The 12,514-nt window shown below is 27.2% G+C and carries 11 protein-coding genes and 1 other annotated feature; of the genes, 1 reads left to right on the top strand and 10 read right to left on the bottom strand.

The genetic code is table 11. The annotated features are described in order from the left end of the window. Positions 1-15 precede the first annotated feature (15 nt). The 6 genes from I2A75_RS03655 to miaB all read right to left on the bottom strand — a co-directional run bounded on the left by I2A75_RS03655 (position 16) and on the right by miaB (position 6,474). Complete coding sequence (locus I2A75_RS03655) at positions 16-567, bottom strand: ANTAR domain-containing protein (protein WP_195263118.1); 552 nt, start codon at positions 565-567, stop codon at positions 16-18. A gap of 25 nt (positions 568-592) precedes the next feature. Then, positions 593-1,924 (bottom strand): type I glutamate--ammonia ligase, encoded by a 1,332-nt coding sequence (gene glnA, locus I2A75_RS03650; protein ID WP_195263117.1) that lies wholly within the window; start codon positions 1,922-1,924, stop codon positions 593-595. A 220-nt stretch (positions 1,925-2,144) separates the two neighbouring features. Further along, positions 2,145-3,311 (bottom strand): aminotransferase class I/II-fold pyridoxal phosphate-dependent enzyme, encoded by a 1,167-nt coding sequence (locus I2A75_RS03645; RefSeq protein WP_195263116.1) that lies wholly within the window; start codon positions 3,309-3,311, stop codon positions 2,145-2,147. Then, positions 3,308-3,790, bottom strand: a complete 483-nt coding sequence (locus I2A75_RS03640) for an Lrp/AsnC family transcriptional regulator (RefSeq protein ID WP_195263115.1) — start codon at positions 3,788-3,790, stop codon at positions 3,308-3,310. The genes I2A75_RS03645 and I2A75_RS03640 overlap by 4 nt, the downstream gene beginning before the upstream one ends. Positions 3,791-3,833: 43 nt before the next feature. Next, positions 3,834-4,090: a binding site (T-box leader), on the bottom strand. An 80-nt stretch (positions 4,091-4,170) separates the two neighbouring features. After that, positions 4,171-5,016, bottom strand: a complete 846-nt coding sequence (locus I2A75_RS03635) for a TerC/Alx family metal homeostasis membrane protein (RefSeq protein ID WP_195263114.1) — start codon at positions 5,014-5,016, stop codon at positions 4,171-4,173. Positions 5,017-5,139: 123 nt separating this feature from the next. Then, positions 5,140-6,474: a tRNA (N6-isopentenyl adenosine(37)-C2)-methylthiotransferase MiaB gene (gene miaB / locus I2A75_RS03630; protein ID WP_195263113.1), complete on the bottom strand. Its 1,335-nt coding sequence runs from the start codon at positions 6,472-6,474 to the stop codon at positions 5,140-5,142. Between the two features lie 225 nt (positions 6,475-6,699). On the opposite strand from miaB, the gene I2A75_RS03625 reads away from it, so the two are divergent. Then, positions 6,700-7,419, top strand: coding sequence for a ferritin-like domain-containing protein (locus I2A75_RS03625; RefSeq protein ID WP_195263112.1), 720 nt, complete (start codon positions 6,700-6,702; stop codon positions 7,417-7,419). Positions 7,420-7,511: 92 nt separating this feature from the next. On the opposite strand, the gene I2A75_RS03620 is transcribed toward I2A75_RS03625, so the two are convergent. The 4 genes from I2A75_RS03620 to I2A75_RS03605 form a co-directional block, all read right to left on the bottom strand. Next, positions 7,512-8,423: a GNAT family N-acetyltransferase gene (locus tag I2A75_RS03620; RefSeq protein ID WP_195263111.1), complete on the bottom strand. Its 912-nt coding sequence runs from the start codon at positions 8,421-8,423 to the stop codon at positions 7,512-7,514. 129 nt (positions 8,424-8,552) lie between these two features. After that, a complete protein-coding gene (locus I2A75_RS03615) occupies positions 8,553-10,460 on the bottom strand; it encodes a bifunctional 4-hydroxy-3-methylbut-2-enyl diphosphate reductase/30S ribosomal protein S1 (RefSeq protein ID WP_195263110.1) in 1,908 nt (635 codons plus the stop codon). Between the two features lie 78 nt (positions 10,461-10,538). After that, positions 10,539-11,192 (bottom strand): (d)CMP kinase, encoded by a 654-nt coding sequence (gene cmk / locus I2A75_RS03610; protein WP_195263109.1) that lies wholly within the window; start codon positions 11,190-11,192, stop codon positions 10,539-10,541. 78 nt (positions 11,193-11,270) lie between these two features. Continuing rightward, positions 11,271-12,491 carry an NAD(P)/FAD-dependent oxidoreductase gene (locus tag I2A75_RS03605; RefSeq protein WP_195263108.1) on the bottom strand — a complete coding sequence of 407 codons (1,221 nt, stop codon included), beginning with the start codon at positions 12,489-12,491 and terminating at the stop codon, positions 11,271-11,273. Positions 12,492-12,514 lie beyond the last annotated feature (23 nt).

Raw genomic sequence — 12,514 nt, 5'->3', positions numbered from 1 at the left:
CAAATAAAATTTTGTCTATTTTCCTAATAAAATTTTATTTGAAAAGTCGATCATTTTTAGTCCTAGGTCCATGCTATTTTTTTGAATATACCTAAAAGCTTCATTTTCAGTCATACCTTTTTGTTGCATAAGTATACCTTTTGCTTTTTCTATAACTTTTCGCTCATTTATTTTTGTTTCTAACACATTTACCTTCTCTTTTAACTTCTTAACTCTTCGTTCACTTTGATAAATCATATCTAATGAAGTTATTAAAATTGAATTGTTTATAGGGCTAGATATGCAAAATATATCAGTTTCTTCTTGAACAAAAGATTTATATGGCTCATTTACTACTGCAAGAAAACTACATTCTTCACCGATATTATTGTAAATTTCAATTAATGTCATATCTTTAAATTTATAGCCACTAATAACTATAGATGGTGAGAGTTGCCTTATAGCACGTATAAGTTCATTTCCATAAGTACATAATGCTAAAACATTATAACTACTTCCCATTAAAATAGTCTTTATCTTTTGTCCTATTTCCTCATTACTTACAGCTACTATTACATCTATTGCCATCTACATTGCTCCCTTACAAGTAAATTTAATATTGTTTCAAATAGTTATCTAGCTCCCATTTATGAACTTTACTTCTATAATCATCCCATTCATTCTTTTTAGCTTTTATATAATTATTAAATGTGTGATCACCCAAAGTTTCTTTTACTAATTCACTTTCTTCCATATACTTAATTGCTTCTTCTAAGCTTCCTGGTAAGCTATCAATTCCATCTAGGTCTCTTTCTTCTAAAGTCATTTTGAATATATTTTTCTCTACTCTTTCAGGTGGAACTAAATTATTCTTTATACCGTCAAGTCCAGCAGCTAAAAGGCAAGCTAGTACTAAATAAGGATTGGCACTTGGATCTGGACATCTAAGCTCAATTCTAGTTCCATTTCCTCTTGAAGCAGGAACTCTTATTAAAGGACTTCTATTCTTTGCTGACCAAGCAATATAAACAGGAGCTTCATATCCAGGAACTAATCTTTTATATGAATTTACTAATGGATTAGTTATTGCAGATATACCTTTAATGTTCTTTATTAATCCTGCTATAAAACTATATGCTGTTTTACTTAATCCTAATTCATCATTTTCATCAACAAAAGCATTTTTCCCATCTTTATTTAATGACATATTAACATGCATTCCTGATCCATTTATTCCAAAGAAAGGTTTTGGCATAAAGGTAGCATGTACACCGTGCCTTTGAGCAATTGTTTTTACCACTAACTTAAATGTCATGATATTATCTGCAGTTGCTAATGCATCTTCGTATTTAAAATCTATTTCATTTTGACCAGCTGCAACTTCATGATGGGATGCTTCTATTTCAAATCCCATATCTTCTAAAACTAAGCTTATATCTCTTCTAACATTTTCACCTGAATCTAAAGGACTCAAATCGAAATATCCTGCATCATCTTGAGTTTTTAATTTTGGATTTCCATATTCATCAGTATCTAATAAGAAAAATTCACACTCAGGTCCAACATTCATAGAATATCCTAAATCAGCAGCTTCTTTTAAAACCTTCTTTAATATATTTCTTGGGTCTCCTTCAAATGGTGTTCCGTCCGGTCTATATACATCGCATATTAATCTTGCAACTTTACCTTGTTGTGGTCTCCATGGAAAAATTACAAAACTATCTAAGTTTGGTCTTAAATACATATCTGATTCTTCTATTCTAACAAATCCAGATATAGAAGATCCATCAAACATAATTTCATTATTTAAAGCTTTTTCTAATTGCCTATCAGTAATTGCTACATTTTTAAGAGACCCAAATATATCAGTAAATTGCAATCTTATAAATTTAACCCCATTTTCTTCTACTAATTTTTTTATATCCTCTTTAGAATATTTTGCCATAAAGCATTCCCCCTTAAAATCTTTTATAAAAAAAAGCGCACAATAGAAAGACTTCTGTAAGACTTCTATTGAACGCCATTGTTCAAAGTTATTTTTTACCATTATATTATTATTTTTTTAATTTTGCAACTATTTTTATGAAAATTATTTGGATTTTTTTAATTTTTCATAATAATCATTCATTATCTATATAATTTCTTTAACATTATAGTAAAATATGTTATGAAATTCTTTGAACAAAACTCTTTATTCTTTTCACTGCTTCTATTAAATCTTCAGTTGAAGAGGCGTAACATGCTCTGATAAAACCTTCTCCACATTCGCCAAAAGCATTACCTGGTACAGCAAGAACCTTTTCTTCCATCAATAGCTTTTCACAAAATTCATCTGAGCTCATTCCAGTTGACTTAATACAAGGAAAGACATATAAAGCTCCCATTGGTTCAAAACATTCCAGTCCCATTTTCCTAAATCCTTCAACAAGGATTCGTCTTCTTCTATTATATTCTCTAGCCATTTCTCTTACACTATCATCACCGTTTTTTAGAGCTTCAATTGCAGCATATTGTGCAGTTGTTGGAGAACACATTATTGCATATTGATGTATCTTTTTTAAAGCTTCAATTAATACTTTATGCCCACAAACATATCCTAATCTCCATCCAGTCATTGCATAAGCTTTTGAGAATCCATTTATAACTAAAGTTTTATCTCTTACTTCACTAAAACTAGCAATTGAAAAATGATCTTTATCATAAGATAATTCGGCATAAATTTCATCAGATAAAATTATAATATCCTTGTCCTTTAAAACATCAACAATTTCTTTTAACTCTTCTTTTGTCATAATAGCGCCAGTTGGATTATTAGGAAATGGAATTATTACAACCTTTGTTTTAGGAGTAATAGCATCTTCTAAAAGCTTAGCTGTAAGTTTAAATTCATCTTCTGCCCTTAAGTTTATTATTTTAGGAGTAGCTCCACAAAATGTTGCACATCCTTTATAAGCAACAAAGCTAGGCTCTGGAATTATAACTTCATCTCCTGGCCCAACAAGAGCTCTCAATGCTAAATCTATTCCTTCACTTCCACCAACTGTTACTAATATCTCATCTGTTGCATTATATTTTAAATTAAATCTTCTATTTAAATACTTTGATATTTCTTCTCTTAACTCAACAAACCCAGAATTAGATGAGTAATGAGTTTGTCCTTTTTCTAATGAATAAATTCCTGCTTCTATAACATTCCAAGGAGTAACAAAATCAGGTTCACCTACTCCTAATGATATAACATCATCCATTTCATTTATTAAATCAAAATATTTTCTTATGCCTGAGGGAGGCATATTCCTAACATTATCTAATATCATATTTTCTAAAATCATATAAAAATAGCCTCCCTATCTTCTGTTTTTCTTTCTTTGAATATAGTTCCATGATCTTTATATTTTTTTAATACAAAGTGTGTAGCAGTACCTGTTACATATTCTTGAACTGCAAGTTTTTCTGAAACAAATAAAGCCACTTCTTTCATTGTTTTACCTTCTACAATTACAGTTAAATCAAAACCACCTGAAGACATTAAGTAACAAGCCTTAACTTGTTTAAATTTATATATTCTTTCTGCTACTTTATCAAATCCCACACCTCTTTGTGGAGTAATTTTTACTTCAATTAAAGCTGTTACTGTTTCCTTACCTGTATTTTCCCAATTGATAAGAGTTGTGTATCCTGCAATTATGTTTTTTTCTTCATAATCCATTATAACTTTTCTAACTTCTTCAACAGTTTTACCAGTCATTAAAGCAATTTCTTCATCACTGTACCTACTATTTTTTTCTAAGACTTCTAAAATTTCATCCATTTTAACTACCTCCATATAAAAAAATAAACCCTCCATCCCTAAAACAAGGGACGAAGGATATAGCTTCCGCGGTACCACCCTAATAAGTAAAATTTAATTTACTCACTCAACTTGAATATATAAAATATTCAATTCTCTATAACGTGAGAACAACGTCAATACCTAATTAAGAATTTGTATTCTTATTTTTCAATACGAGATTCAAAGGCTGCTTCATTTAACATATCATACTAAACTTTCACCATTCTTTAGCTCTCTTTAATGCTTAGTTAAACTACTCTTCCTTATCATTATCTTTCTTATATGTTTTTTATTATTATAATAATAAAAGTAAAAAAATTCAATACATTTTATCATTCAATACTATATAATTTTATTAATTACCTAATTCTCAAACTTTTATTTTCATTATCATTAGAAAAAATAAGTGAAAATAAAATACTACATAATAGAATTATTAATATTATTAAAATTGATATAGATACAGATATCTCTATATTAAAATATAAAACTAGCAATTTTATTCCAGTAAACATTAATATAAGAGCTACCCCATATTTCATAAATTTAAACATACTATTTAATCTATTAAGTATATAATACATACTTCTCAAACATATTATAGCAAAAATATTAGATGTATAAACTATAAATGGATCTTGAGTTATCGAAAAAATAGCTGGTATCGAATCTAAAGCAAATAATACATCTGAACTTTCTATTATTATTAAAATTATAAATAAAGGAGTTGCATAAAGCTTTCTATTTATTCTTATAAAGAAATTATGACCTGCTAATTTATCATGTACAGGCATAATTTTTTTAAATATCTTAATAACTGGATTTTTATTAAAATCTATATTATTATCATCATGAAATATCATTTTAAGACCGCTAAACATTAAAATTATTCCAAATATATATACTATAAAATGAAATTTATTTATAATTCCTATACCAAGTAATATAAAAATGAGCCTCAATATCATTGCCCCAATTATTCCATACTTTAGTACTCTTTCTTGATACTCTAATGAGATGTTAAAAGTCGAAAAGACCATTAAAAATAGAAATAAATTATCTAAGCTAAGAGACATTTCTATTATATAGCCACCTAAAAACTCTATAGCAGGTTTAGCTCCCATTGAAAAATATATGTATATATTAAATAGTATGGCTAGTCCAATCCAAAATATTAAATTGAAAAAAGATTTTTTTACCCTCATATAATCTCCACTTTCTAAATCATTATTCTTGGTATTATATGAAAATAAATTTAAATTTATTTCAATAAAATAAAAAAGAAGTTATGTGCAAATACATAACTTCTTTGACATTAATATTTCTAATTATTCAACTTCTCCAATAAGAGAAAATGGTTGTGCTCTAACTATCTTAACATTTACTAAATCTCCAGCCTTAACATTTTCACCTGAGAAGTTAACTAACTTTCCATTTCTTGTTCTTCCAGTTAACTTAGTTTCATCATTCTTACTAGGGCCTTCAACTAATACCTCTACTGTTTTCCCTTCATAAACCTTATTACTCTTTATAACACCTTCATTAACAACTTTAATAAGTCTATCAAATCTATTATGTTTATCAGCATCTGGTACTTGATTTAACATCATATCAGCAGGTGTATTATTTCTTCTTGAATATATAAATGTAAACGCTGAATCATATCCAACTCTTTCAACTAAATCTAATGTATCTAAGAAATCTTCTTCTGTTTCTCCTGGGAAACCAACGATAATATCAGTTGTTAATGATACATCAGGTATTTCTCTCTTTATCATATCTACTAATTCTAAATAGTATTCTTTAGTATAATGTCTATTCATCTTCTTAAGAATTCTATCAGAACCACTTTGCACTGGTAAGTGAATTTGTTCACATAACTTATCACATTCTTTTATTGCTAAAATAACATCTTTATTTAAATCCTTAGGATGAGATGTCATAAATCTAACTCTTTCTAATCCATCAACTTCATTAATTTTTCTTAAAAGCTTAGCAAAGTCTATGTCTTCTTCTAGCCCTTTTCCGTAAGAATTAACATTTTGGCCTAAAAGAGTTATTTCTTTATATCCTTTTGATACTAAATCTTTTATTTCTTTTATTATATCTTCAGATTTTCTACTTCTTTCTCTTCCTCTAACATATGGAACTACACAATAAGTGCAGAAATTGTTACAACCATACATTATAGTAACAAATGCTTTTACATCACTTTCTCTATCTATTGGAAGGCCTTCCACTATTTCAGATTCTTTATTGAATATTTCTTTAACTTGAACACCTTCTGTTCTAACTCTGTTTAAATATTCTGGGAATTTATATGCATTATGTGTCCCGAATATTATGTTAACATGAGGGAACTTTTGAAGTATTTTATCTGCCATTCCTTCTTGTTGCATCATACAACCACATACTGCAACTATTAAATCTGGATTTTTCTTTTTTAAGTGCTTTAATTCTCCTAAATTACCAAAAACCTTATTCTCTGCATTTTCTCTTACGCAGCAAGTATTATATATTATTATGCCAGCTTCCTCTATTGATTCAGTTTTAGTGTATCCTACACTTTTAAGCATACCTGATAGCTTTTCCGAATCTTCTTCATTCATTTGGCATCCCCATGTCTCTATGTAATATTTTAATTCTTTAATTTCTTCTTTCATAAGTATTCTCCTTTTTAGAAATATATTTTCCCCAATAACATTATAATAAATATTTAATTATTTTTAAATAGCTAAATATTTATTATTATTAAATATTTATTCACTATATTTTAATTTATTTTTTAATAATAATTTTAAAAATAATAAGCATTAAGTATATCCATTTTATCTCATATTAATATAATATATAAAACATATTTAATCGTAGGAGGATTATTAATATTTATGGATGAATTACAAAATAATCAAAAACCTCATCCGCAATTATCTTTAGCTCTTGATGAAATAAGAAAAGCTGTTCAAGGCGAAAGAGAAGATGAGTTGTTTTATGACTTTTTAATTAGTTTAGCTCCTACAAAAGAAGAGAAAGAAATAATTGAGTCAATTAGAAATGATGAACGTAAGCATAATCAACTTTTTAGAAAAATTTATAAAGACTTTACTGGTAATGAAATTAATACGATGAATGAAGAAAACTTAAAAAAACCATCATCTTTTATAGATGGAATAAGAACAGCTTTGTTTGGTGAATTAAAAGCTGTAGATAAATATAAAGCAATTAGAAGAGCACTTCCAATTGGAGCATATAAAGATATGTTATTTGATATTATTATGGATGAATTAAAACATGCTTCAAAATATAACTATTTATTTTCATTAAATAATACTAATAAGTCATCAAAAAGTAGGGATTCTCTTCAACAGGATACATCTAAATTTACTCCAGACGACTGGGTTAAATATATTACCCCATTAGTTGATCGTGCTTTAATGGAATCAAAAGAAGGTATAAATCCTGAACATTTATATCAAGAATTTATCTTATCAGGTGTACTTGTTGGTTTGGGAAAAGCGCCTGAAGAAGCTATTAATCAAGTTGAAAAATGGGAAAAAACAGGAGAGTCTACACTATTAGCTAAGAGTAAAATGTCAAGATTTTATTAATTAATTTATTAATAGTATATTATGAATCTTTAAGACAAAAATAAAAACTGGATTATTAGCTTATATAATGATCCAGTTTTTATTTATTGATATCATTCTCTTTCCCAAATAACTATTTTATATTTTTCCTTAAATCCTATCCATTTATATAAATTTATAGCATTTATGTTATTACAATCTACTCTAATAGCTAAATCTTTAATCCCTGACTTTTTAGCATATAAGATTATTTCATGCAATAATAATTTTCCTAAACCAATCCCTCTAAAGTCATTAACTATACCAAAATTAACTATTGTAAACATTTCTCTATTAAATATTATTTGACCATACCCAATATATGAGTTATTAATCATTCCAAATATACATAAGTCTTTTAGAAAATAGTCTTGTGTCATATCGTTATATATATCTTCTACAGTTAATGGTCTTCTATTCCATTCGCCAAATATTTCATTTTGAATATTACACCTTAGCTCCTCATCTTTTCCTACTAGTAATTTTCTTGTGGAAAATAAGGTGCTAGAATTAATATTCTTCTTCCAGTTTAATTTCTTGGTCATTTTATTATAGACTTCATAAATTCTCTCAGTATTATTATAGTCCTCTATATTCATTTCCATTAATGAAGTATATTTAAATTTTTTAAACCCTAATTTTTCTAAAATAACTGAGTTTTCTATATTATCTATTGCTTCATAAGAAAGTGTATTATTATCAAAATAAGATAATGTAGATTTGTTTATTAGATTTATATAATTTGAATCTATATATAATGCCCAAATTCTAATATATTTATCTATTGGTGTTTCGTACCATATATATCCGATATCAGTATTATTCAATTTTATAATTCTCATAAATTTTCTATATAAAAATTTTATTAAGAAATTTTGATTATTATAGCACTTAAAGAAATCTTTATCATAATTTTCATGTTGCATACTTTTAGAATAAAGTCCTTTAAAAGATTCCATATTATTTAATGTCAATTTCTCTAACATTATTGTAAACCCCTTTTATTCTCTATATAAATTAGTATACTTCTTCCATAATATTCTGGTCAAGATAATAAATATTAAAATCTAAAAGACACACATAAAATTATATGTGTGTCTTAATATATATATTACTTATTCAGCATCCTTTATACTTAATGCTATTTTTTTATTTTCTGCGTCTACTGAAAGAATTATTGCTTTTACTTCGTCTCCAATTTTTAAAACATCTCCAGGATTATTGATTCTATCATGAGTTATTTTAGAAATATGAACTAATCCATCTACTCCTGGTTCTAATTCAACAAAAGCACCAAAATCACTAATTCTTACTACTTTTCCTAGAACTGCAGAACCTTCTGGATATTTTTCTTCTATATTGCTCCATGGTTCTGGAGTTAATGCTTTTATGCTAAGAGAAAGTCTATTATTTTCTCTATCTGCTTCTATTATCTTAACATCAACTATTTGTCCTTTTTTAAGAACACTTTCTGCTGACTTTACATGACTCCATGATATTTGAGATAAATGTATTAATCCATCTACTCCATTTATATCTGCAAATGCTCCAAAGTTTGTAAATCTCTTAATTTCAGCTTTTACAACATCACCAACATTTATATTTTCCCATGCAGCATCTTCTTTTACCTTTTTCTCTTCTTCTAATATAACTCTTCTTGATGCAACTATCTTTGAAGGATTTTCTAATGAAAAGTCTATTAGTCTTACTTCTAATTCTTGGCCTATTAAATTACTTCTATCGTTTGAAAATCTTATATCAACTTGAGATGCTGGTATAAATATTCTAACACCATTATAATATCCTATTACACCTTTTTCTTTTGCGTCTTTTATTACAACTGAAAATACTTCTTTATTATTAAATAAGTTCTCAAGTTCACTTAATGTAGCTTTCTTTTCATATTCTAATCTTGAAAGTACCACATTACCATCTTCATTTTTAAGCTTTATAACCTTTGCTGTTATTTCATCTCCAACTTTTACTGAAGAAAGATATGATTCTAAATTTGCTTCAGAAGTAAGTTCTTTAAATGGAATAACTCCATCTGATTTATATCCAATAAGAGAAATAACTAGTTCTTCTCTTCCAATGGATAAAATTTCACCTTTTATTTCGTCTCCAATTCTAAATCTTCTATCCATTTCTTCCATTAGCTTTAATTGATCTTCCATATTAATCTTTCCCTCCATAATATCAATTACTTCTTTTATTATCCAGTCAGGAGTAGATGCACCAGCAGTAACCCCAACAACTTTACCCTTATTTTCTTCTATAAACTCTTTAGTAAGTTCTTTAGCATTTTCAACATGAATTGTATTTGGACAATTAGATTTTGCTATTTGATAAAGTTTAGTCGTATTAGAACTATTTCTTCCTCCAATTACAATCATAGTATCTACATTTTGAGATAATTCATTAGCACTTTTTTGTCTTACTTCTGTAGCAGAACAAATTGTGTTAAATGCTAATAATTCCTTAGAATTAGAAGATAAATTGTTTAATGTTTTTTTCCATGTTTCTTCCTTTTCAGTAGTTTGTGATACAACACAAATCTTTTTAGGAAGTTCTTCTTCGAAACTACCATCTTTTGTTATTATAGCACTATCATTACACCATCCATTTATTCCAATAACCTCTGGATGCTTGTCATCGCCTAATATAACAATATTATATCCTAAATCTGAATATTTATTAACCTTCTTATGAATATTAGTTACATATGGACATGTTGCGTTTACTACTACTAGACCTTTTTCTTCTAAAGTATTTACAACTTGTTTTGTTACTCCATGAGATCTAATTACTATTACATCTCCCTTTTCTAACTTGTCAATTTCACTAAAGTCAATTGAATATATATCATTTTTTTCTAAATATCTAACTACATCATTATTATGTATTAATGGCCCTAATGTATATATCTTTTTATCATATTGTTTTTTTACTTTAAGTGCTTCTTCTACGGCTCTTTGTACTCCAAAGCAAAATCCAGCACTTTCAGCTAATACCACTTTACTCATATTAATTCTCCTAAGTTTAATTACATATTATATTTTAAGTATATTATAATTTTAAATGTTTAGACTATAATATTTTTATTAAATATTATTTTTTATATTTACGCATATTTTTTCTGTTACTTCTGAAATTGATAATCCTGTTGTATCAATTTCAATAGCATCATCTGCTTTTCTTAAAGGATCAACTTCTCTATTACTATCTATATAATCTCTTTTTATTATATCTTCAAGTATATTTGAGTAATCAACAGTTAAACCTCTATCTTTTAATTCTTTATATCTTCTTTCTGCTCTAGCTTCTGGTGTTGCAGTTAAAAAGAATTTAAATTTAGAATCTTTTAGTACCACTGTACCAATATCTCTTCCATCCATTATAACATCAAATTTATTTGACATATCTCTTTGTAATTTAACTAATCTTGATCTTACCTCTTGGATAGACGCATATTTAGATACTATTGCACTTATTTCTGGCATTGTTATTTGTTCTTGAACATTAACTCCATTTAAAATCAAATCATCATTTTCAAATTTCATTTCAAGTGTATCAATTAAATCACATAAACCTTCAATATCTGTATCTTTTATATTATTTTCTCTTGCAACTAAAGCTACAGCTCTATACATCGCTCCTGTATTTATGTACATTAAGTTAAATTCTTTGGCAACTAATTTAGCGATTGTACTTTTTCCAGCTCCTGCTGGTCCATCTATAGCAACTGATATTCTCAAAATAATATTCCACCTTTCGTATTTGAAAAACATTTTCATATAAATTATATTATTATTATCTATTTTTAACAAGTAATTTTATATATTGCTTCCAGCTAAAAATCCTGTTGATAATGCAATTTGAACATTATATCCTCCAGTAAAAGCATCAACATCTATAACTTCCCCTGCAAATGATAAATTAGATATTATCTTAGATCTCATAGTAGAAGGATCAATTTCCAAAGTATCTACTCCACCCGATGTTACTATTGCTTCTTCTATGGGTCTGAGCCCCTTTATTTTCAATTTGATTTCCTTTATTAAATTCACAAGATTTCTTCTTTCTTCTTTTGTTATTTCATTTACTTTCTTATTTTCTGGTATTTTAGAAAGTCCAATAATAATTGGTATAAGTTTTTTAGGAAGTAATTCATCTAGCGAATTTCTAAAATCTTTATTAATAAATTTTTTAAAATCCTTTTGAATCCTCTTATCTAGCTCTTCATTTGATAAAGCAGGCTTTAAATCTAAATTAATATTGTAATTACCTTGATTTTTTATGTATCTTGATCCTTTAAGAACAAGAGGTCCTGATACTCCGTAGCTTGTAAATAGCATTTCTCCTTGATCTTTATATAAAGGTTTTTTTACATTTTCATCAAAAATTGATATTTCTATATTTTTAAGAGTTAATCCTGTTAACTCCTTAACCCAGCCATTTGTTAACTCTATTGGAACCAATGATGGTTTTAATTCTGTTATATTATGGCCTAGCTTTCTTGAAAATCTTAATCCGTCTCCTTTAGAACCTGTTAATGGATAAGAAACGCCACCTGTTGCAATAATAAAATAATCAGCTTTTATAAAATACTCATCATTTACTTTTACAGATACTATTTTACCTTCTTTTAAAATTATATCAGTGACTTTACTATTCAATTTTACTTCAACATTATTTTTAAGAAGTTCATTTGATAAACCTTTTATTATATCAGATGATTTATCTGAAAATGGAAAAACGCGACCTCCACGTTCTGCCTTTAATTTTATTCCTTGAGATTCAAAAAAATTAATTGTATCTTCATTTGTATATGTATATAATGCACTATATAAAAAATGAGGATTACCTGGTATATAATCAAAGAATTCTGATATATCCTTAATATTTGTAACATTACATCTTCCTTTACCTGTAATGAATAACTTTTTACCCAACTTTTCGTTACCTTCTAATAAGATAACATTATTATTTTTAGATGCTGTTATAGCTGCCATCATTCCTGCTGGTCCTGCTCCTATAACTATTACTTTTTTCATTATAATCCTCCTAATGCATTATT

It is taken from the genome of Clostridium sp. 1001275B_160808_H3 (assembly GCF_015550425.1).
GTDB lineage: Bacteria > Bacillota > Clostridia > Clostridiales > Clostridiaceae > Clostridium.
The sequence above is the reverse complement of the archived record's forward strand: the minus strand, read 5'-3'. Positions and strand labels throughout refer to the sequence as shown.